Below are 21,986 nucleotides of genomic sequence, written 5' to 3'. Positions count from 1 at the left end.
ATGTCCGGGGACAGTGCCGCTGCGGCCCCCGGTCGGACCGGGAACCGTCCGGAGCGGCCTGTCGGCCGGAAGAAGGCGGGCTCGCGCTGGGGACGGTTTTTCGAGGGCGGGCTGCTGCAGGGCGGAGTCCAGGGCAGCCCGGTCCTTCGGCTCTTGCTGCGCTGGGTGCGCCGGCCGCTGCTGCCGGTCATGCGGCTGTGGCGACGCAACATCCAGCTCAAGGTCGTCGTCACCACACTGCTGATGTCGCTCGGCGTGGTCCTGCTGCTGGGCTTCGTCGTCATCGGGCAGGTGCGCAATGGCCTTCTGGACGCCAAGGTGAAGGCCTCGCAGAGCCAGGCGGCGGGCGGGTTCGCGGTGGCCAAGCAGCGGGCGGAAGAGGTGGCGGCCGGGACAGCTGACGACGGTTCGACGGCGGACGAGCGTTTCGACCAGAACGTCAGCTCGTGGATGACCGAGCTCGTCTCCTCGCTCTCCAGTGGCGGGCAGGGCGCCTTCGAGGTGGTGACGCTCCCCGCCTCCGCGGGAAGTGACAGCGGCGGACGAGGGCGGCGTGGCTCCGGCCTTGTCGACCCGACGGCGAGCGTGCCCGAGGCACTGCGTGAGCGGATCGACAGCGCTACGGGCGCGTTCCAGAGCTACACCCGCATCGTCTACCTGAGCGCGGCGCACAAAGATTCACAGCCGGCTCTGGTCATCGGCAAGCAGGTCAACGCCCCCAACGACGACCCGTACCAGCTGTACTACCTCTTCCCACTCACCCAGGAGGAGAAATCGCTCAGCCTGGTCAAGGGGACGCTCGCCACCGCCGGACTCTTCGTGGTCGTACTGCTCGGGGCCATCGCCTGGCTCGTGGTGCGCCAGGTAGTCACGCCCGTGCGGATGGCGGCCGGCATCGCCGAGAGGTTGTCGGCCGGACGGCTTCAGGAACGGATGAAGGTCACCGGCGAGGACGACATCGCGCGGCTCGGCGAGGCCTTCAACAAGATGGCGCAGAACCTGCAACTGAAGATCCAGCAGCTTGAGAACCTGTCGCGGATGCAGCGGCGGTTCGTGTCCGATGTGTCGCACGAGCTGCGCACGCCGCTGACGACCGTGCGCATGGCCGCCGACGTCATTCATGAGGCGCGCGAAGACTTCGACCCGGTGACCGCGCGGTCGGCGGAGCTGCTGGCCGACCAGTTGGACCGGTTCGAGTCGCTGCTCGCCGATCTGCTGGAGATCAGCCGCTTCGACGCGGGTGCGGCGGCGCTGGAGGCCGAGCCGATCGACCTCAGGGAAGTCGTACGACGCGTCGTCAGCGGGGCCGAGCCGCTCGCCGAGCGCAAGGGCACGCAGATACGCATCGCCGGTGACCAGCAGCCCATCGTCGCCGAGGCCGACGCCCGCCGCGTCGAGCGCGTGCTGCGCAACCTCGTCGTCAATGCCGTCGAGCACGGCGAGGGCAAGGACGTCGTCGTCAAGCTCGCCGCGGCCGGTGGGGCGGTGGCAGTCGCCGTGCGCGACTACGGCGTCGGGCTCAAGCCCGGTGAGGCGACCCGGGTCTTCAGCCGCTTCTGGCGGGCGGACCCGGCACGCGCGCGTACGACGGGCGGTACGGGGCTGGGGCTGTCCATCGCGCTGGAGGACGCGCGGCTGCACGGCGGCTGGCTCCAGGCGTGGGGGGAGCCTGGCGGCGGTTCGCAGTTCCGGCTGACGCTGCCGCGGACCGCGGACGAGCCGCTGCGGGGCTCGCCGATACCCCTGGAACCCAAGGACTCGCGCCGCAACCGTGGACTTAATGACGCCGGTCTGCCGAGCGGGGGCGGTGAGAAGGCCGCGACGGTGCCCGCTCAGCCCTCGGGCGACCCTGTGCCCCCGAGGCCGACGAGGGACCCGATCCCGTTGCGCCTGGGCAGCGCGGTTCCCAAGGCCGATCCGACGGCACTGCCCGGCAACGGCGCGCGGGTGGTTCCCCGGCCCGCCTCGGGGGCGCGGCGCCAGGATGACATGGCCGGCCCGCCCGGTGCTGAAGAGCGGCCGAGCGAGGAAGGCGGGCAGGACGGGGAGTCGAGCAAGCATGGGGAGGCATCGCGTGGGCGCTGACCGCGAGGGGCGCGCGCGGCGCACGCCGGGGCGCACGGTGGCATACGCCGCCTGTGGCGTCGTACTGCTGGCCGGGTGTGCCTCGATGCCCGACAGCGGCGATCTGCGGGGCGTTGAGTCCACGCCGCGCCAGGACACGCAGGTGCGGGTCTTCGCTGTGCCGCCCCGTGAGGACGCCTCGTCCTCGGAGATCGTGTCGGGCTTTCTGGAGGCGCTGACCAGCGACGATCCGGACTATGAGACCGCGCGCAAGTACCTGACCGACGAGGCCGCGCGCAAGTGGCTGCCCCGGCAGGCCACGACGGTGCTGGCCGACGGGCCGGGCGTCGACGTCGAGCACCTGGGGGGCCGCGAGGAGACCGACAGCCTCTCCTACACACTGACCGGCACCAAGGTCGCCACGGTCGACGCACAGCAGTCGTACGCGTCCGCCAGCGGCGACTACAGCGAGCCGATGCACCTCACCCGGGAGAAGAAGTCGAAGCAGTGGCGCATCGACGTGCCGCCGCGCGGTGTCGTCATGGGCAAGTCCGACTTCCAGCGCAACTACATGTCCGTAGACAAGTACTACTTCGCCACGAACACCCAGCTCGGGACCGCCCCGCACACGGCGGCCGTCGCCGATCCCGTCTTTGTGCGCAGGAACGTGGACCCCATGACGCAGATGGTCCGCTCCCTCCTCAAGGGCCCCACCAGCTGGCTCGACCCGGTGGCCAGGTCGAGCTTCCCCACCGGTACGGCGCTGAAGAACGACGACACCACGCTGACGCCCAACGACCAGAACAGGCTCACCGTGCCGTTGAACGACAAGGCGGCCCGGGTCGGAGCGACCCAGTGCAACGAGATGGCGGCCCAGCTCCTGTTCACGCTCCAGAACCTCACTCCCATGGTGGACGAGGTCCAGCTGGAGGCGAGGGGCAGGCAGCTGTGCGAGCTCAGGGAGGACCAGGCGGAAGAGATCGCAGCGCGCGGGTCCGTACAGCGCGCCACCTACCTGTACTTCCTCGATGACAAGCACCGGCTCGCCCGGCTGGCCGCCGCCACCAACGACACGGACCCCGAGCCCGTGCCGGGTGCCCTCGGCGAGGGCGAGACGCAGCTGAAGTCAGTGGCCGTGTCGCGAGACGAGGACATGGCTGCCGGGGTCGGCCTGGACGGCAAGAACCTGTATGTCGGGGCGCTGATGTCGGGCGGTCCGCTCGGCGAGCCGGAGCTGACCAGCGCGGGCCCGTCGACGGAGGAGCGGCTGACGGCGCCCAGCTGGGACGCCCAGGGCGATCTCTGGGTGGCCGACCGCGATCCCCGCAACCCCAGGCTGCTCCTGCTGAAGGATGGCGTGGGCGATCCGCTGGTCGTGAAGACGCCGCCGGACCTGGAGGGGCGCATCGAGTCCGTGCGGGTGGCCGCCGACGGGGTGCGGATCGCGCTCGTGGTGAAGCAGGGCGAGAAGTCGTCGCTGCTCATCGGGCGGATCGAACGCACCGGGGACGGCAAGGAGGCGGAACGGTCGGCCGTCTCGGTGCACGAACTGCGCTCCGCGACGCCCAAGTTGGAGGAGGTCACGGCCATGTCGTGGGCCGGAGACAGCCGGCTCGTCGTGGTCGGGCGCGAGCAGGGCGGCGTGCAGACGATGCGGTACGTGCAGGTCGACGGCTCCACGCCGGAAGGGCCGGCGCCCGCGGCTCTCAGCGGCGTGAAGGAGATCACCGCGTCCGAGGACGCACGGCTGCCGCTCATCGGTTACTCCGAGGACGGGATCGTGCGACTGCCTTCCGGGGCGCAGTGGCAGAAGGTCGTGACGGACGGGACGGCGCCGGTTTATCCGGGGTGAGATCGGCTGGGTCCGGCTGCCGGCCCCTGGGTATCTGGGGCGGCGTTGGGTTTCGGGACGGCGAGTGTGGTGGCCGCCTCTGCCGGGGTGCGACTCCGGTTGGGGGCGGCCGCCTCCTTTCGTGCGTGGAAGTCCGGCGGGGTCGTGGTGGATACGGCCGGTGGCGGCCGGGAGTCCGGTTCGGCGGTGGCTGGGAATGCGGTTTGGCGGTGGGCGGGAGCCTGTTCGGCTCCGGGGATTGGGCCTGCGTGAGGAGGCCGGAGTTTTCCACAGGGAGTTATCCACAGGGGTGGTCGGTCGCCGCGGGTGTTGGCACAGTGGTGGGCATGCGGGGGTGGTGGCAGGACCTCACCGACCTGGTGCTGCCGGCTCAGTGCGGAGGCTGCGGGAGGCCTCGCACGGCGCTCTGCCCGGAGTGCCGTGCCGTCCTGAGCGGGGCCGGGCCGAGCCGGGTGCGACCGGTGCCGGAGCCGCCGGGGCTGCCGGTCGTGCACGCGGCGGTGCGGTACGTGGACGAGGCGCGGGCAGTGCTGCTCGCCCACAAGGAGCGCGGCGCGCTGGCGCTCGCGGCGCCGCTCGGGACGGCCCTGGCGGGGGCCGTGCGGGCGGGGCTTCGGGAGGCCTGTGGGCACGGCAGTGGGGCGTCGGGGCGGGCTGTGCGGCCTCGGGGCGTTCGGGTACGGGCCGGCGGGGCTCGAGGCATCGAGGATGCTCGTGCGCCTGTGCTCCTGGTGCCGGTCCCGTCGGGGCGTGGGGCGGTACGGGCTCGGGGGCATGATCCGGCGCGGCGGATCGCGCTCGCCGCCGCGGGTGAGTTGCGGCGGGCCGGGACGCCGGCGCGGGTGCTCGCCGTGCTGCGGCAGGGGCGTGGGGTGGCCGATCAGTCGGGGCTCAACTCCCGGCAGCGGCTGGACAATCTGGCGGGCGCGCTGACGGTGGCTCCTGGGGGAGCACTGCTGCTTGCCGGTGGGGGGCCGGTCGTACTCGTCGACGACCTCATGACGACGGGCGCGTCCCTGGCTGAGGCGGCGCGTGCCGTGCGGGCGGCGCTGGTGGAGGAGACGCAGGAAAGGAGGGGATACGGCAGAACGGCGGAGGAGTTTGACGCGTATGGATGGGTGACCGCGGAGCGCGGCGCGTGTGGCCAGGGGGCAACGGGTGACCGGACAACGGCTGTGTACCTGGCGGGAAGTCGGGAAAGCACAGAGGAACGGACGGCCGGATCGACGGAGGGCGCTGTGCGGCGGGTGCGGGAGATGCCGGGAATCATGGGTGCCGGGCATGCCGGTGACCTGATCTGCGCGGCCGTGGTCGCCGCTTCTCCGGATTCTTTTGAAATAAACCGGAACTGACTGAGAACTTGCATCGTTGCAGGTAACGAGAGGCTCTATTCACCTGAACGGAGGTACGCCGCAGTAGAGGGTGACGACATCCGTCCGGGCGAGATATGTTCGGTTGTGAGGGAAAGGCGCAGGCCATCCCCGTCATATCCGAATGCCGTGCCACGGGTTTTGCGCAATCACCCGCGGCCATGGGGTGGAGATCTTGCCCATGGGGGAGGAGGAGGTGGAAGTCACCGAGTCCGAGGTTCCGGGGCTCACCGGAGCCTGGTGCAAAAGGGAGATGCTCCGCCGATGGAGCGGAGCGATCCGGGAACGGAGTTCTGCGTGGACATCGTCGTCAAGGGCCGCAAGACCGAGGTGCCCGAGCGGTTCCGCAAGCACGTGGCCGAGAAGCTGAAGCTGGAGAAGATCCAGAGGCTCGATGCCAAGGTGATCAGCCTCGACGTCGAGGTGTCCAAGGAGCCCAACCCGCGACAGGCCGACCGCAGTGACCGAGTGGAGATCACGCTTCGCTCGCGCGGTCCGGTGATCCGGGCGGAGGCAGCGGCCAGCGATCCGTACGCGGCACTCGACCTCGCGGCGGAGAAGCTGGATGCCCGGCTGCGCAAGCAGCACGACAAGCGTTTCTCGCGCCGGGGCGCACGCCGACTCACGGCGGCCGAGGTCCCCGACCACGTTCCGGGCGCGGCGACGCTCAACGGCAATGGCCACACCTTCCAGGACGAAGAGCCGGACGGCGTCCCCACCAAGAAGATCGGCTCGCTGGAAATCAAGGGTGAAGGCCCCCTCATCGTGCGCGAGAAGACGCACGTCGCCTCCCCGATGACCCTCGACCAGGCCCTCTACGAGATGGAGCTGGTCGGGCACGACTTCTACCTCTTCGTCGACTCCGAGACGAAGGAACCGAGTGTCGTCTACCGGCGGCACGCCTATGACTACGGGGTCATCCACCTCAACACGGATCCGATGGTCACCCAGGCGCAGTCCCCTGCGGCTGGTGGCACGCTGGGCGGCTGACCCACCCGGCTGACAGCTGGGCCGGTGCCCCTGGAGCGCGGTGTGCGCCCCCAGGGGCATCGGTGTGCGACCACTTCGCGCCCCGCTCGTCACCGTAGTGTCGGCCGGGCATGAAATCATGGCCGCACCGGCCCAACCGGTGGGCCGCTGCCTTGGGTTGGCAATGGCAAACGACCAGCCACAGCCTCAGGGGGAGGAACGATGGCGGACAGCTTCGGACCGATGCGGGACGAGGATGCCGACAGCGATGTCGTCGGCATGGGCCCGGACACGGGCTCTCCACGCAAGGAGCCGATCAGAGTCCTCGTCGTCGACGACCACGCCCTGTTCCGCCGTGGACTGGAGATCGTGCTCGCGGCCGAGGAGGACATCCAGGTCGTGGGGGAGGCGGGCGACGGCGCGGAGGCCGTCGACAAGGCCGCTGACCTGCTGCCGGACATCGTCCTGATGGACGTACGGATGCCCAAGCGGGGTGGGATCGAGGCCTGCACCTCCATCAAGGAGGTGGCCCCCAGCGCGAAGATCATCATGCTGACGATCAGCGACGAGGAGGCCGACCTCTACGACGCGATCAAGGCCGGCGCGACCGGTTATCTCCTCAAGGAGATCTCCACGGACGAGGTGGCCACCGCCATTCGTGCCGTTGCCGACGGGCAGTCGCAGATCAGTCCGTCCATGGCGTCGAAGCTGCTCACCGAGTTCAAGTCGATGATCCAGCGGACGGATGAGCGTCGGCTCGTGCCCGCGCCGCGGCTGACGGACCGTGAGCTGGAGGTTCTCAAGCTCGTCGCCACGGGGATGAACAACCGGGATATCGCCAAGGAGTTGTTCATCTCCGAGAACACCGTGAAGAACCATGTGCGGAACATCCTGGAGAAGCTTCAGTTGCACTCCAGGATGGAGGCCGTGGTGTATGCGATGCGGGAGAAGATCCTTGAGATCCGCTGACACGGACCGTTGAAGGATCACCCCAGGATGCGGCTGAGTTCCTTGGCGAGCGGCTCGCGCAGGTCCGGGGCGTCGACCCGTTCCACCCGTACGTCTGTGCAGTCCACCCAGCTCGCCGCCTCCACCAGCGCCTGGGCCACTGCCGGGAGCGCCTTCGGGCCGTTCAGCATGACCTGCTTGGCCACCAGGGTGCGGCCCTCGCGCGCCGGGTCCACGCGGCCGACGAGACGGCCGCCGGACAGGACCGGCATCGCGAAGTAGCCGTGGACGCGCTTCTGCTTGGGGACGTAGGCCTCCAGGCGGTGGGTGAAGCCGAAGATCCGCTCCGTGCGGGCCCGCTCCCAGATCAGGGAGTCGAACGGGGACAGCAGCGTCGTACGGTGGCGGCCGCGCGGCGGTGTCTCCAGGGCCGCGGGGTCGGCCCAGGCCGGCTTGCCCCAACCCTCGACCGTGACCGGGACCAGGCCCGAGTCGGCGATCACCGCGTCGACCTGTTCGCCCTTGAGGCGGTGGTAGTCGGCGATGTCCGCGCGTGTGCCCACTCCTAGGGACTGGCCGGCCAGACGGACCAGGCGGCGGACGCACTCGGTGTCGTCCAGTTCGTCGTGCAGCAGTGTGTCCGGGATGGCGCGTTCGGCGAGGTCGTAGACGCGTTTCCAGCCGCGGCGCTTTACGCAGACCACCTCGCCGTACATCAGGGCGCGTTCGACGGCGACCTTTGTGCCTGACCAGTCCCACCAGTCGCTGGTTCTCTTCGCGCCGCCCAGGTCGGTCGCGGTGAGGGGGCCTTCCGTGCGGAGCTGTTTGATCACCTGGGCGTAGGTGCCGTCGGGGAGTTCGTGGTTCCAGTGGGGGCGGTTGCGGTAGGCGCGGCGGCGGAAGGCGAAGTGGGGCCACTCCTCGATGGGGAGGATGCAGGCGGCGTGGGACCAGTACTCGAAGGCGTGGGGGTCGGCCGGGGGCGCGGCTGTGGGCGCGGCGGCTGTGGTGGGTTCGGGCGATGCGGTCGTCCAGTAGGCGGTCTCGATGGTCTTGCGGCCCACTGCGCCCAGCCGTGCGTACGGGATGAGTTCGTGGGAGCGGGCCAGGACCGAGATGGTGTCGAGTTGGACCGCGCCGAGGTGACGGAGGATGCCGCGGACGCCGGATCTGCGGTCGGGGGCGCCGAGGAAGCCCTGTGCGCGGAGGGCGATGCGGCGGGCTTCGTCTGCCGTCAGTTCGGTGGTGGGGCGCGGGGTCGTCATGGGTTCGGACGATAGGGGGTGGCACTGACAATGGGGGGTGAGCTGTGGATTTGGGGTGGGCGGTGGATGGATTCGCCCCGCCGCCCCTACTCGTCCCATCCTTCAGGGGCGCTGCCCGTGTCGTCGGGGCGTGTCGGCGCGGGCAGATACGGTGCTGTCGAGGGCAGGCCCAGGTCTGAGGGGAGCAGGGAGCCCAGCCAGCAGTCTCGGCGTACGCCCTGGTGGATCAGGGCGGAGCGGAGGGTGCCCTCGAGGGTGAAGCCGGTGCGTTCTGCGACCGCGCGGGACGGGAGGTTGCCGACCTCCGCGCGCCATTCCACGCGGTCGATCGACAGGTGGGCGAAGGCCCAGCGGGAGGCGGCGAGGGCGGCCTCGGTGATGTAGCCGTTGCCGCGGTGTTCCTTTGTGCCCCAGAAGCCGATCTCGGCACTGCTCATGGAACGCATCGTGAGGCCGAGCATGCCCACCAGTTCCTCCCCTTCGGGGAGGAAGAGTCCCCAGGTGAACATCGAACCGTTGGCCCAGCCCTCGGGGGCCAGTTGCTCCGTGAAGCTCTGGGCGTGTTCGTACAGGTAGGGCGAGGGGATCGTCGTCCAGCGCTGGATGTCGGGGTCCTGGGCGGCCTCGTACACGGTTTGCGTGTCCTTCGGGCCGACCGTGCGCATGAGGAGGCGGCCGGTGGAGAGCGTGACGGGTTCCATCGGCCGATTCTGCTCGGGGGCCCGTGGCAAGCGCCATCCTTTATGCGGTGTGTGACCGCGCGAACGCATTTCGCACAATTCGTCGGCGGAACGCGGCACCATCCGCGACCCCCGGCCGTTGTCCTTTTGACAGAGATTTGAAGCAGCGGACGTTCGGCGTCCACGGCAGGCTCCCGGCGCGGCGGGGTCCTCGCATACGATGGCCGTTGCTCAGTCAAGTCAAATGGAAACCGACCGTCCCAGGCCCGACCGGCAAGGAGACCAACCCCCGTGTCCGTCCTCTCGAAGATCATGCGTGCAGGCGAAGGCAAGATCCTGCGCAAGCTGCACCGCATCGCGGACCAGGTCAACTCCATCGAAGAGGACTTCGTCGACCTCTCCGACGCCGAGCTGAGGGCCCTCACCGATGAGTACAAGCAGCGCTACGCAGACGGTGAGAGCCTGGACGACCTGCTGCCCGAGGCCTTCGCCACTGTCCGTGAGGCCGCCAAGCGCGTTCTCGGACAGCGTCACTACGACGTCCAGATCATGGGTGGCGCGGCCCTGCACCTCGGCTACGTGGCCGAGATGAAGACCGGTGAGGGCAAGACCCTCGTCGGCACGCTGCCCGCGTATCTGAACGCGCTGTCCGGCAAGGGCGTGCACCTGATCACGGTCAACGACTACCTGGCCGAGCGCGACTCCGAGATGATGGGTCGCGTCCACAAGTTCCTGGGCCTGAACGTCGGCTGCATCCTCGCCAACATGACGCCGGCCCAGCGTCGTGAGCAGTACGCGTGCGACATCACGTACGGCACGAACAACGAGTTCGGCTTCGACTACCTGCGCGACAACATGGCGTGGTCCCAGGAGGAACTCGTCCAGCGCGGCCACAACTTCGCCATCGTCGACGAGGTCGACTCCATCCTCGTCGACGAGGCCCGTACGCCGCTGATCATCTCCGGCCCCGCCGACCAGGCCACCAAGTGGTACGGCGACTTCGCCAAGCTGGTCACCCGCCTGAAGAAGGGCGAGGCCGGCAACCAGCTCAAGGGCCTCGAGGAGACCGGCGACTACGACGTCGACGAGAAGAAGCGCACGGTCGCCATCCACGAGGCCGGTGTCGCCAAGGTCGAGGACTGGCTGGGCATCGACAACCTCTACGAGTCGGTGAACACGCCTCTGGTGGGCTACCTGAACAACGCCATCAAGGCGAAGGAGCTCTTCAAGAAGGACAAGGACTACGTCGTCATCGACGGCGAGGTCATGATCGTCGACGAGCACACCGGCCGTATCCTCGCCGGCCGCCGCTACAACGAGGGCATGCACCAGGCGATCGAGGCGAAGGAAGGGGTGGACATCAAGGACGAGAACCAGACCCTCGCCACGATCACCCTCCAGAACTTCTTCCGCCTCTACAAGCGCCACGACCACGCCGGCAAGGAACAGCCCGGCCTCTGTGGCATGACCGGTACGGCGATGACCGAGGCCGCCGAGTTCCACCAGATCTACAAGCTCGGCGTGGTCCCGATCCCGACGAACCGGCCGATGATCCGCAAGGACCAGTCGGACCTGATCTACCGCACCGAGGTCGCGAAGTTCGAGGCGGTCGTCGACGACATCGTCGAGAAGCACGGGAAGGGCCAGCCGATCCTCGTCGGTACGACGTCGGTCGAGAAGTCCGAGTACCTGTCGCAGCAGCTGTCCAAGCGCGGCATCCAGCACGAGGTGCTGAACGCCAAGCAGCACGACCGTGAGGCGATCATCGTCGCCCAGGCCGGCCGCAAGGGCGCCGTCACCGTGGCCACCAACATGGCCGGCCGCGGTACCGACATCAAGCTCGGCGGCAACCCCGAGGACCTCGCCGAGGCGGAGCTGCGTCAGCGCGGCCTCGACCCCGAGGAGCACATCGAGGAGTGGGCCGCGGCCCTGCCCGCCGCCCTGGAGAAGGCCGAGCAGGCGGTCAAGGCGGAGTTCGAGGAGGTCAAGGACCTCGGCGGCCTCTACGTCCTCGGTACCGAGCGGCACGAGTCGCGCCGTATCGACAACCAGCTGCGCGGTCGTTCCGGCCGTCAGGGCGACCCGGGCGAGTCCCGCTTCTACCTGTCCCTCGGTGACGACCTGATGAGGCTCTTCAAGGCCCAGATGGTCGAGCGCGTGATGTCCATGGCGAACGTCCCGGACGACGTGCCGATCGAGAACAAGATGGTGACCCGCGCGATCGCGTCCGCCCAGTCGCAGGTCGAGCAGCAGAACTTCGAGACCCGTAAGAACGTCCTGAAGTACGACGAGGTCCTCAACCGGCAGCGCGAGGTCATCTACGGCGAGCGGCGCCGTGTCCTGGAGGGCGAGGACCTGCACGAGCAGGTGCAGCACTTCATGGACGACACCATCGACGCCTACGTCGGCGCGGAGACCGCCGAGGGCTTCCCGGAGGACTGGGACCTCGAGCGGCTGTGGGGCGCTTTCAAGCAGCTCTACCCGGTGAAGGTGACCGTCGACGAGCTGGAGGAGGCGGCCGGCGACCGGGCCGGGCTGACCGCCGAGTTCCTCTCCGAGTCCATCAAGGACGACATCCACGAGCAGTACGCGGCGCGTGAGGCGCAGCTCGGCTCCGAGATCATGCGTGAGCTGGAGCGCCGGGTCGTGCTGTCGGTCCTGGACCGCAAGTGGCGCGAGCACCTCTACGAGATGGACTACCTCCAGGAGGGCATCGGCCTGCGGGCGATGGCGCAGAAGGACCCGCTGGTGGAGTACCAGCGCGAGGGCTTCGACATGTTCACCGCGATGATGGAGGGCATCAAGGAGGAGTCCGTCGGCTACCTGTTCAACCTGGAAGTCCAGGTCGAGCAGCAGGTCGAGGAGGTCCCGGTCGAGGACGCCAAGCCGGTGGCCGACCTGGAGAAGAAGGACGCGGTGCCGGCGCAGGCGGGTGGCCGTCCCGAGATCCGCGCCAAGGGCCTCGAGGCCCCGCGCCGCCCGGACCGGCTGCACTACACCGCCCCGAAGGTGGACGGCGAGGGCGACATCATCGAGGGCGACTTCGACAACGGCGACGAGCCGGTGCGCTCCGAGGCCGACGGTCTCACGCGCGCGGAGCGGCGCAAGCAGGCCCGCGGTGGGCGCCGCCGTAAGAAGTAGTAGTGCCGGGCGTGATTGCGGCGCCGTAGCGGCTTGAAGGGCCGGGTCTCCTCTGGGGGCCCGGCCCTTCGGCCTGTGCGGTCCCTGCCGGGGTCTGGAGGCTTCTGGGCCCGCTGACGACTGCTGGGCCGGTGGGCGCCGCCGTCGTGGTCAGCCGGGGTCAGTCGTCGTCCGTGCGCGGCCTGCGAGGGCCGCCCAGTTCCACCGCCGTGCAGCGCCAGCGCAGGTCCCCGCCCTGTTCCAGGCGGAACGCCATGGCGCGCAACTGGTCTCCGGCGCCGATCCGGGCGAAGGCCTCGATGGCACCGGCGCGGGGTTCGAAGTAGCCGATGTCGCGGACCACCGGACGGGCGCCTCGGGTGCGCAGGGGGCCGCGTTCCGCCAGCCAGGCGAGTTCGTCGTAGGCGCGGCCGGCGGTGTGGCGGAGCATCGAGTGGACGGGGCGTTGGCCGCTCAGGACGAGGACCAGACGGTCGGCGAAGACGTCGGTGGGGCGGGGCTGGGGGACGGCGTGCCCGCAGAGGGGGGTTTCGCTCGCGGGTGGCACGGTCGCTCGCGACTGGGTGGGAGCGGCGGGTGGGCGGGTGTCTGCGGGGCTGGTGCGGGCGCGGGGGCCCGGCGTGCCGGGTGAGCCGGGTGGGCGGCCGCCCGGGGCTGCCGTACGGGGTGCGCCGCCGCCCGGTGTGCGGGGCGGGGCGCCGCCGGGGCGGCGGGTGTCGCGGCGGCTCGGTGGGCGGGTGCCGGGCCGGTGCTGGGTCCTGGTCATGACCTTGTTCATGGGGTCCCCGTTCGGTGAGTCCGGTGGATACCGGTCGGTAACTTCGAGGTCGGTGATCTTGTACGGGGTCCCGGGCGCCGGAAGCAAGGAAGCAGGGGCCCTGATCCGGCGGGCGGAATCTTCACTTATCTGGGTGACGCGAGCGCGCGGAAGGCCGTGGTGGCGGGCCTGCACCGGGTGAATCGGAGGACCGGGGTGGACGCCGGGCGAGGGGGTGAAGGGGACTCGAAAGGGGACGCCCGCACGTATCCTGAAGGCCCTCCGGGAAGGGCGGGACCGCCCTCTGCACTCCCGGGTCCTTGCGGAGCCTCACGAGTACGAAAGCGGTCGTCATGCGCGTCTACGTCCCCCTGACCCTCCCCGGTCTCGCCGAGGCGTACAAGACGGGCGAACTGGGGGCCGAGCCGCTCGTCGCGTACGCCGTCACGCCCGCGTTGCGCGAGTGGTATCTCTCCGACGACATCGAGGAGTTGGAGTACGCCGCGCTGAACCGGGCCGCGCTCGCCTCGCTGCGGCTGCTGGCGGCGGACGACGGTGCGGTACGGCGCCGGATCGTGGTCGCCGTCGACGTGCCCGACGGGGCAGCCGTCGCCGACCCGGACCGTGGGCTGGATCCGGCGGTGCTGGGCGAGGTGCGGATCGCCGGGGGCGTGGCGCTGGCCAAGGCCGCCGCCGTGCACGTCGACTCGGACGACGCGGAGGCGGATGTGGCGGCGGCCGCGGAGGCGCTGGCCGCGGCGGACGGCGGGGACGACGACGCGCAGTTCGTCGTGGACGGCGCCGAGGACCACGAGCTGCTCTGGTACGCCACCCAGGAGATCCCGAACCTGGTGGGGCCGGCCGACTGAGCCCGTGCGCCCCCGGACGCTCTCTGCTGCCTCGTTGACCTGCCGTTCTCTTGATTGTCAGTGGTGGCGGGTACGGTTTTTGGCATGGGGAAGCAGGTAGGGGCACACATCGTCTGGGACTGGAACGGGACCCTGTTCCACGACAACGACGCGATCATCGGGGCGACGAACGCGGCGTTCGGCGAGCTGGGACTCGACCCGATCACGATGGAGCAGTACCGGGCGCTGTACTGCGTGCCGGTGCCGAAGTTCTACGAGCGGTTGCTGGGGCGGCTGCCGACCGACGCCGAGTGGGAGGTCATGGACGAGACCTTCCACCGGTACTACACCGAGCACCGGGTGAGGTGCGGGCTCACCGAGGGTGTGTCGGAGCTGCTCGTGGAGTGGCGGTCGGCGGGGCGCAGTCAGTCGATCCTCAGCATGTACGTGCATGACGAACTCGTGCCGTTGGTGCGGGGGTTCGGGATCGAGGAGCACTTCATACGCGTCGACGGGCGGACCGGGCCGTCCGGAGGCAGCAAGGCCGAGCACATGGTGCGGCACATCGAGGCGCTCGTGAGCGTGGATCCCGCTCGCACCGTGGTGATCGGGGACGCGGCCGATGACGCGGTGGCGGCGCTGCATGTGGGGGCGCGGGCGGTGCTCTACACCGGGGGGTCGCACAGCCGGGCGAGCCTTGAGGAGGTGGGGGTGCCGGTCGTGGACACGCTGGGGGAGGCGGTCGCGGAGGCGGAGCGGTTGGCGGCGTAGGCGAGCGGGCGGGGCTGGGTGCGGCTCGGGTTCGGGTGCTGGGGCCGGGGGCGGTGCCGGGCACGGTCGTACGGTGCCCGGCGGTGAAGGCGGCCTGGGCTTGCGGCTACGTCGGCTGACCGGTCAGGTCGTCCGGGCGGGCCGTGGACGTCACGTCACCGGTGCCTTCGCCCTCAGGACCGTCAGGAACTCGCGCATCCAGCTGGAGTGGTCCGGCCAGGCGCGGGAGGAGACCAGGGTGCCGTCGACCACCGCCTCGGCGTCCTGGAAGGTGGCACCGGCTGCCTGCATGTCGAGTTCCAGGGCGGGGTACGCCGTGACGCGGCGGCCGCGGAGGCTGTCGATCGCCGCGGTGAGCAGGGGGCCGTGGCAGATCTGGGCGACCGGCTTGTCGGAGTCGAAGAACGACTTGAGGATCTTGCGGAGTTCGGGGTCGTTGCGGAGGTACTCGGGGGCCCGGCCGCCGGGGATGACCACGGCGGCGTAGTCGCCGGGGTCCACCTCGGAGAAGGCGAGGTCGGCGGGCCAGGTGTAGCCGGGTTTCTCGGTGTAGGTGTCGAAGCCGGGTTCGAAGTCGTGGACGACGAACTGGAGCTGTTTGCGGGTGGGGGCGGCGATGTGGACGTCGTAGCCTTCTTCGCGGAGGCGCTGGTAGGGGTAGAGGACCTCCAGTGACTCTGCGGCGTCGCCGGTGACGATGAGGATTTTCGCTGTCATGTCGGGTGCGCTCCTCTTGTGGCCGTTGTGTGCGTCTCCGTCGGGCCTCAGGGGCCAACGTGCCTCGGCGCGGAGCGCTTGCCAAGGGGGTCCGGGCGGCTCGGGCGCGCCGGGAGGGTCAGGTTCGGGTGCCGGTGGTTGGCGGGTGCCCGGTGATGCGGCTGAGGCGGGGTGGGTCACGCAGCCCGGCGCTTATGGGGTGCCGCCTCGTTGGGACGAGCGCCGCCCCAGCGGCACGACTGCCCCGCAGGCTGCGCGGGCAGCCCCGGCCACGGCGACTTTCGGACACGAGGCGTCTCCCGATGGCGGGGTTTCGCCTCGGTTTCTCGTTCGCGCGTCGGGGCCGACCTCATATCCCAGCCTCCCCCTCCGTGTCCCACCCTGCCAGTTACGCCCTCCGCGCCCCCTTTGCCCCTGTGCAGAACGTCAAAGTTCTCCCCCCGGTTTTGTACACATACGGCTCATGACGGGCCCCCTGTAAGGAGCGATAGCCTTAGTGGCGTGATCAGCGCGATAGCTCGCGGGGGCAGTGTTGCCCCTGCCCTGCGCCCGGGCAGCACGGACGACATCCGTGGCCGGGCGGCGGTCGCTGGTCTTCGCGGGCGGGAGGGGGGCGTAAGGGCCTCCGGGACGTCATACACACCCCGGAACCGGACGCCGCAGAGAGCAGCGTCACACCCCGTGGGCAGCTCAAGATTGGCTCATATATCCCCGCTCATCCCACCTCGCGGCATAGCGTCGAAGCAGACCGGACACCCCGCGTCACGGCGTTACACCGGAGGGGAAGAGACCGTACTTCCTTCTACGTCACGCAACGGCGCGCGACAGGAGCCAGAGGACAATGCAGACCAAGCTGGACGAAGCCAAGGCCGAGCTGCTCGAGAGGGCCGCCCGGGTAGCTGAGAACAGCCCGGTCGGGGGGTACCTACCGACTGGGACGACGGACGAGAGCAGCCCCGGCACCCCGGACCACGACACCGTGCTCTCGTTCCTCCAGCGCTACTACCTGCACACCGCCCCGGAGGACCTCAGCGACCGCGACCCGGTCGACATCTTCGGAGCCGCCTTCTCGCACTACCGGCTGGCCGAGAACCGCCCCCAGGGCACGGCCAACGTGCGGGTGCACACGCCCACCGTGGAGGAGAACGGGTGGACCTGCAGCCACTCGGTCGTGGAAGTCGTCACCGACGACATGCCCTTCCTGGTCGATTCGGTGACGAATGAGCTGACTCGGCAGGGGCGGGGCATCCACGTCGTCATCCACCCGCAGGTCTTCGTCCGCCGCGACGTCACCGGCAAGCTCATCGAGGTGCTCACCGCGCCGCCCGCCGGTGAGCAGCCGCACGACACGCACACCGAGTCCTGGATCCACGTCGAGTTCGACCGGGAGACCGACCGCGGCGACCTGAAGCAGATCACCGCCGAACTGCTGCGCGTCCTGTCCGACGTCCGCGAGGCCGTCGAGGACTGGAGCAAGATGCGGGACCTGGCCGTGCGCATGGCCGACGAGCTGGTCCAGGAGCCCCATTCCGACCTGCGTGAGCAGGAGTTCGAGGAAGCCCGCGAGCTGCTGCGCTGGCTCGCCGACGACCACTTCACCTTCCTGGGCTACCGCGAGTACGAACTGCGCGAGGACGATTCGCTGGCCGCCGTGCCGGGCACCGGGCTCGGCATCCTGCGCGCCGACCCGCACCACGCCGAGGGCGATGCCCACCCCGTCAGCCCGTCCTTCGAGCGGCTGCCCGCCGACGCCCGCGCCAAGGCCCGCGAGCACAAGCTGCTCGTCCTCACCAAGGCCAACAGCCGGGCGACCGTGCACCGGCCGTCGTACCTCGACTACGTCGGGGTGAAGAAGTTCAACGAGCACGGCGAGGTCGTCGGCGAGCGCCGGTACCTGGGCCTGTTCTCCTCGGCTGCCTACACCGAGTCCGTCCGCCGGGTGCCGGTCATCCGGCGCAAGGTGGAGGAGGTGCTGGAGGCCGCCGGCTTCTCGCCCAACAGTCACGACGGGCGCGACCTGCTCCAGATCCTGGAGACGTACCCGCGCGACGAGCTCTTCCAGACCCCGGTCCCCGAGCTCCAGCGCATCGCCACCTCCGTGCTCTACCTCCAGGAACGCCGTCGGCTGCGGCTCTACCTGCGGCAGGACGAGTACGGGCGCTACTACTCCGCCCTCGTCTACCTCCCGCGCGACCGCTACACCACCGGCGTCCGGCTGCGGATCATCGACATCCTGAAGGAGGAGCTCGGCGGCACCAGCGTCGACTTCACCGCCTGGAACACCGAGTCGATCCTCTCCCGGCTGCACTTCGTCGTCCGGGTCCCGCAGGGCACCGAGCTGCCGCAGCTCAGCGACAGCGACAAGGAGCGCATCGAGGCGCGGCTCGTCGAGGCCGCCCGCTCCTGGGCCGACGGGTTCGCCGACGCGCTGAACGCCGAACTCGGCGAGGAGCGCGCCGCCGAGCTGCTGCGCCGCTACTCGGGGGCCTTCCCCGAGGGCTACAAGGCCGACCACACCCCGCGCTCCGCGGTCTCCGACCTCGTCCACATCGAACAGCTCACCGAGGACGACAACTTCTCGCTGAGCCTGTACGAGCCGGTCGGCGCCGCCCCCGAGGAGCGCCGGTTCAAGATCTACCGCAAGGGCGCGGCCGTCTCCCTGTCCGCCGTCCTCCCGGTCCTCAGCCGGCTCGGCGTCGAGGTCGTGGACGAACGGCCGTACGAACTGCGCTGCTCCGACCGCAGCGTCGCCTGGATCTACGACTTCGGTCTGCGCATGCCCAAGACGGCGGGCGGCGCCGGGGACTATCTCGGCGACGACGCGCGTGAGCGGTTCTCGGAGGCCTTCGCCGCGACCTGGACGGGCAAGGCGGAGAACGACGGCTTCAACGCCCTGGTGCTGAGCGCCGGGCTGACCTGGCGGCAGGCGATGGTGCTGCGGGCGTACGCGAAGTACCTGCGCCAGGCCGGCTCCACCTTCTCGCAGGACTACATGGAGGACACCCTCCGCGACAACGTCCACACCACCCGCCTCCTTGTCTCCCTGTTCGAGGCGCGGATGTCGCCGGACCGTCAGGCCGCGGGCCGGGAGATCGTGGACGCGCTGCTCGAAGAGGTCGACGCGGCCCTCGACCAGGTCGCGAGCCTCGACGAGGACCGGATCCTGCGGTCCTTCCTCACCGTCATCAAGGCGACGCTGCGCACGAACTTCTTCCAGGAGGCGGCGGGCGGCAAGCTGCACGACTACGTCTCCATGAAGTTCGACCCGCAGGCCATCCCCGATCTGCCCGCGCCGCGCCCGGCGTTCGAGATCTGGGTCTACTCGCCGCGCGTCGAGGGCGTCCACCTGCGCTTCGGCAAGGTCGCGCGAGGGGGCTTGCGCTGGTCCGACCGGCGTGAGGACTTCCGGACCGAGATCCTCGGCCTGGTCAAGGCGCAGATGGTGAAGAACACCGTCATCGTGCCGGTCGGCGCCAAGGGCGGCTTCGTCGCCAAGCAGCTGCCGGACCCGTCCGTGGACCGCGACGCGTGGCTGGCGGAGGGGGTCGCGAGCTACAAGACCTTCATCTCGGCGCTGCTCGACATCACCGACAACATGGTCGCCGGCGAGGTCGTGCCGCCGGCGGACGTGGTCCGGCACGACGAGGACGACACCTACCTCGTCGTCGCCGCCGACAAGGGCACCGCGACCTTCTCCGACATCGCCAACGGGGTCGCCGAGCAGTACAACTTCTGGCTCGGTGACGCCTTCGCCTCCGGCGGCTCGGCCGGCTACGACCACAAGGGCATGGGCATCACCGCCCGCGGCGCCTGGGAGTCCGTCAAGCGGCACTTCCGTGAGCTGGGCGTGGACACGCAGAGCGAGGACTTCACGGTCGTCGGCATCGGCGACATGTCCGGTGACGTGTTCGGCAACGGCATGCTGCTCAGCGAGCACATCCGCCTGGTCGCCGCCTTCGACCACCGGCACATCTTCATCGACCCCAAGCCCGACGCGGCCACCTCCTACGCCGAGCGCCGCCGCGTCTTCGAGCTGCCCCGCTCCAGCTGGGAGGACTACAACACCGAGCTGATCTCGGCCGGTGGCGGCGTCTTCCCGCGCAGCGCCAAGGCGATCCCGGTCAACGCGCACATCCGCGAGGTCCTCGGCATCGAGGGCAAGGTCTCCAAGATGACGCCGGCCGAGCTGATGAAGGCGATCCTCAAGGCGCCGGTGGACCTGCTGTGGAACGGCGGCATCGGTACGTACGTCAAGGCGTCCACCGAGACCCACGCGGACGTCGGCGACAAGGCCAACGACGCCATCCGCGTCGACGGCGCCGACCTGCGCGTCAGGGTCGTCGGCGAGGGCGGCAACCTCGGTCTGACCCAGCTCGGCCGCATCGAGTTCGCGCGGCACGGCGGCAAGATCAACACCGATGCCATCGACAACAGCGCGGGCGTGGACACCTCCGACCACGAGGTGAACATCAAGATCCTGCTCAACGCCCTGGTCGCCGACGGCGACATGACGGTCAAGCAGCGCAACAAGCTGCTCGCCGAGATGACCGACGAGGTCGGCCGCCTGGTCCTGCGCAACAACTACGCCCAGAACACGGCGATCGCCAACGCCCTCGCCCAGTCCGGCGCCATGCTCCACGCCCAGCAGCGCTTCATGAAGCACCTGGCCAGGGAGGGGCACCTGGACCGTGCGCTGGAGTTCCTGCCCACCGACCGGCAGATCCGCGAACGCCTCAACGCCGACCACGGCCTGACCGGCCCGGAGACGGCCGTCCTGATGGCGTACACGAAGATCACGGTCGCCGACGAACTGCTGCACACCTCGCTGCCCGACGACCCGTACTTGAGTACCCTGCTGCACGCGTACTTCCCGACGGCGCTGCGCGAGCGGTTCCCGGAGTACCTCGTCAGTCACCCGCTGCGCCGTGAGATCACCACGACCGTGCTGGTCAACGACACCGTCAACACGGGCGGTACGACGTATCTGCACCGGCTGCGCGAGGAGACCGGCGCCTCGCTGGAGGAGATCGTCCGGGCGCAGACCGTGGCCCGCGCGATCTTCCGCTCGGCGGTGGTGTGGGACGCGGTCGAGGCGCTCGACAACAGGGTCGAGGCCGCCGTCCAGACCAGGATCCGGCTGCACTCCCGCCGCCTCGTCGAGCGCGGCACGCGCTGGCTGCTCAACAACCGGCCACAGCCGCTGGAACTCGCCGAGACCGTCGACTTCTTCGCCGACCGGGTGGAGCAGGTGTGGTCGGAGCTGCCGAAGCTGCTCAAGGGCGCGGACCTGGAGTGGTACCAGCAGATCTACGACGAGCTGACCGGCGCCGGCGTCCCGGCCGAACTGGCCACGCGCGTGGCCGGCTTCTCCTCCGCCTTCCCGACGCTGGACATCGTCTCGGTGGCCGACCGCACGGGCAAGGACCCGATGGACGTCGCCGAGGTCTACTACGACCTCGCCGACCGTCTGCGGATCACCCAGCTGATGGACCGCATCATCGAGCTGCCCCGCGCGGACCGCTGGCAGTCCATGGCCCGCGCCTCCATCCGTGAGGACCTCTACGCCGCCCACGCGGCCCTGACCTCGGACGTCCTGGCGGCCGGCAACGGCACCGCGACGCCCGAGCAGCGGTTCAAGGCGTGGGAGCAGAAGAACTCGGCGATTCTGGGGCGGGCGCGGACCACGCTCGAGGAGATCCAGGGGTCGGAGGCGTTCGATCTGGCCAACCTTTCGGTCGCTATGCGGACGATGCGGACGTTGTTGCGCTCGCACACGTAGGCGTACGTGAAGTCGTACACCTAGGCGTACGAGCGTGGGGCGCCCCGGGCTGTCATAGTCCGGGGCGCTCGCGCATTTGCGGCAAAACGGGAATTACAGTGCTCGCGTGAGCACGATGCGGGACGCGCTGCGGAGGACGACGGTCGGTCCGCAGGTCGCTGCCGCGCCGGTCGTTCTGCTGCTCCTGCTGCTCCTGCTGGTCATCGTCCGGCTTCCGTGGGCCGGTGACCTCGGGATGCACGCGGCGACCGTCGAACGTCTGCGGCACGACCTGGTCGACCCCGGCAACCCGCTGGTCGACGCGGACACGCCGAGCCCGTACTACTCGCCGTGGATGCTGGTGCTCGGGTGTGTCGCGCGGATGACGGGGTTCTCGGTCTTCGTCGTGCTGCGGATCGGGGCGCTGGTGGGGCTCGGGCTGCTCGTCAGCGGGGTCTGGCGGTATGTGCGGACGCTGAGCGCGCATCGGGCCGCGCCCGCGCTCGCCGTGTTGTGCCTGGTGTTTCTGTGGGGGACTTCGCTGTTCTTGTGGAGCGGGTTTCTCGGGCTGAACTCGCTGGCGTTGACCGTGTCGTATCCGAGTGTGTTCGCCCTGGGGCTGGCCTTTCACTTCTGGGCCTGGCTGGCGGGGGCGGCGCGTGTCGTGGCCGGGTGGGGGGTGTGGGCCGGGCTCGGGGGGCTGTGGGCGGTGATTCTGCTGTGCCATCAGTTCTCGGGGGTTGTCGCCACGTTGGGGGCGCTGGCCACGGTGGTCGCTGCGCGAGCGGGGCGGAGGGTGTGGCTGCGGCTGGCCGCCGGGGCGCTGGTGGGGGTGGGGGTGCTGTG

The 21,986-nt window shown here is 69.8% G+C and carries 13 protein-coding genes and 1 pseudogene; 10 read left to right on the top strand and 4 right to left on the bottom strand.

Going from position 1 to position 21,986, the window contains the following annotated elements; translation table 11 throughout:
• The 5 genes from mtrB (at nt 1) to KUM44_RS03825 (ending at nt 7,224) form a co-directional block, all read left to right on the top strand.
• A complete protein-coding gene (gene mtrB / locus KUM44_RS03845; RefSeq protein WP_217206254.1) occupies nt 1-2,085 on the top strand; it encodes an MtrAB system histidine kinase MtrB in 2,085 nt (694 codons plus the stop codon).
• A complete protein-coding gene (locus KUM44_RS03840; protein ID WP_217206253.1) occupies nt 2,075-3,916 on the top strand; it encodes an LpqB family beta-propeller domain-containing protein in 1,842 nt (613 codons plus the stop codon). Before mtrB ends, KUM44_RS03840 begins: the two co-directional genes overlap by 11 nt.
• 326 nt (nt 3,917-4,242) lie before the next feature.
• On the top strand, nt 4,243-5,268 hold the full coding sequence (locus tag KUM44_RS03835; protein ID WP_217206252.1) for a ComF family protein: 1,026 nt from the start codon (nt 4,243-4,245) through the stop codon (nt 5,266-5,268).
• 315 nt (nt 5,269-5,583) lie between these two features.
• Complete coding sequence (hpf, locus tag KUM44_RS03830) at nt 5,584-6,276, top strand: ribosome hibernation-promoting factor, HPF/YfiA family (protein WP_374202007.1); 693 nt, start codon at nt 5,584-5,586, stop codon at nt 6,274-6,276.
• A 201-nt stretch (nt 6,277-6,477) separates the two neighbouring features.
• Nucleotides 6,478-7,224 carry a response regulator transcription factor gene (locus KUM44_RS03825; protein ID WP_217206250.1) on the top strand — a complete coding sequence of 249 codons (747 nt, stop codon included), beginning with the start codon at nt 6,478-6,480 and terminating at the stop codon, nt 7,222-7,224.
• Between the two features lie 17 nt (nt 7,225-7,241).
• Here KUM44_RS03825 and KUM44_RS03820 read toward each other — a convergent pair whose 3' ends face one another.
• Together KUM44_RS03820 and KUM44_RS03815 are read right to left on the bottom strand one after the other, a co-directional pair.
• Nucleotides 7,242-8,468, bottom strand: a complete 1,227-nt coding sequence (locus KUM44_RS03820) for a winged helix-turn-helix domain-containing protein (protein ID WP_217206249.1) — start codon at nt 8,466-8,468, stop codon at nt 7,242-7,244.
• 86 nt (nt 8,469-8,554) lie between these two features.
• Nucleotides 8,555-9,169 carry a GNAT family N-acetyltransferase gene (locus tag KUM44_RS03815; protein WP_217206247.1) on the bottom strand — a complete coding sequence of 205 codons (615 nt, stop codon included), beginning with the start codon at nt 9,167-9,169 and terminating at the stop codon, nt 8,555-8,557.
• A gap of 270 nt (nt 9,170-9,439) precedes the next feature.
• Between KUM44_RS03815 and secA the strand changes: the two genes are divergently transcribed.
• Nucleotides 9,440-12,289, top strand: a complete 2,850-nt coding sequence (gene secA / locus KUM44_RS03810) for a preprotein translocase subunit SecA (RefSeq protein WP_217206245.1) — start codon at nt 9,440-9,442, stop codon at nt 12,287-12,289.
• Between the two features lie 160 nt (nt 12,290-12,449).
• On the opposite strand, the gene KUM44_RS03805 is transcribed toward secA, so the two are convergent.
• Nucleotides 12,450-13,067 carry an Rv3235 family protein gene (locus KUM44_RS03805; RefSeq protein WP_217206243.1) on the bottom strand — a complete coding sequence of 206 codons (618 nt, stop codon included), beginning with the start codon at nt 13,065-13,067 and terminating at the stop codon, nt 12,450-12,452.
• A 332-nt stretch (nt 13,068-13,399) separates the two neighbouring features.
• Here KUM44_RS03805 and KUM44_RS03800 point away from each other — a divergent pair, with 332 nt between their 5' ends.
• Complete coding sequence (locus KUM44_RS03800) at nt 13,400-13,915, top strand: hypothetical protein (protein ID WP_217206241.1); 516 nt, start codon at nt 13,400-13,402, stop codon at nt 13,913-13,915.
• Between the two features lie 84 nt (nt 13,916-13,999).
• Complete coding sequence (locus KUM44_RS03795; protein WP_217206239.1) at nt 14,000-14,665, top strand: HAD family hydrolase; 666 nt, start codon at nt 14,000-14,002, stop codon at nt 14,663-14,665.
• 150 nt (nt 14,666-14,815) lie between these two features.
• Here the strand turns inward: KUM44_RS03795 and KUM44_RS03790 are convergent, their stop codons facing one another.
• On the bottom strand, nt 14,816-15,382 hold the full coding sequence (locus KUM44_RS03790; RefSeq protein WP_217206237.1) for a DJ-1/PfpI family protein: 567 nt from the start codon (nt 15,380-15,382) through the stop codon (nt 14,816-14,818).
• Nucleotides 15,383-16,223: 841 nt separating this feature from the next.
• On the opposite strand from KUM44_RS03790, the gene KUM44_RS03785 reads away from it, so the two are divergent.
• Complete coding sequence (locus KUM44_RS03785) at nt 16,224-21,161, top strand: NAD-glutamate dehydrogenase (protein WP_217206235.1); 4,938 nt, start codon at nt 16,224-16,226, stop codon at nt 21,159-21,161.
• Nucleotides 21,162-21,276: 115 nt separating this feature from the next.
• Nucleotides 21,277-21,986, top strand: a pseudogene (locus KUM44_RS03780) (hypothetical protein); the annotation flags it as partial.

This window comes from Streptomyces sp. AC550_RSS872 (assembly GCF_019049285.1).
Classification (GTDB): domain Bacteria; phylum Actinomycetota; class Actinomycetes; order Streptomycetales; family Streptomycetaceae; genus Streptomyces.
This window is presented reverse-complemented; position numbering and strand designations above follow the sequence as displayed.

Bases quoted from the DNA above. Each gene is read 5' to 3' on its own strand.
- KUM44_RS03825 (WP_217206250.1), top strand. From the start codon at position 6,478: ATGGCGGACAGCTTCGGACCGATGCGGGACGAGGATGCCGACAGCGAT.
- KUM44_RS03820 (WP_217206249.1), bottom strand. From the start codon at position 8,468: ATGACGACCCCGCGCCCCACCACCGAACTGACGGCAGACGAAGCCCGC.
- KUM44_RS03815 (WP_217206247.1), bottom strand. From the start codon at position 9,169: ATGGAACCCGTCACGCTCTCCACCGGCCGCCTCCTCATGCGCACGGTC.
- KUM44_RS03785 (WP_217206235.1), top strand. From the start codon at position 16,224: ATGCAGACCAAGCTGGACGAAGCCAAGGCCGAGCTGCTCGAGAGGGCC.
- KUM44_RS03805 (WP_217206243.1), bottom strand. From the start codon at position 13,067: ATGAACAAGGTCATGACCAGGACCCAGCACCGGCCCGGCACCCGCCCA.
- KUM44_RS03835 (WP_217206252.1), top strand. From the start codon at position 4,243: ATGCGGGGGTGGTGGCAGGACCTCACCGACCTGGTGCTGCCGGCTCAG.
- KUM44_RS03795 (WP_217206239.1), top strand. From the start codon at position 14,000: ATGGGGAAGCAGGTAGGGGCACACATCGTCTGGGACTGGAACGGGACC.
- mtrB (WP_217206254.1), top strand. From the start codon at position 1: ATGTCCGGGGACAGTGCCGCTGCGGCCCCCGGTCGGACCGGGAACCGT.
- KUM44_RS03800 (WP_217206241.1), top strand. From the start codon at position 13,400: ATGCGCGTCTACGTCCCCCTGACCCTCCCCGGTCTCGCCGAGGCGTAC.
- KUM44_RS03790 (WP_217206237.1), bottom strand. From the start codon at position 15,382: ATGACAGCGAAAATCCTCATCGTCACCGGCGACGCCGCAGAGTCACTG.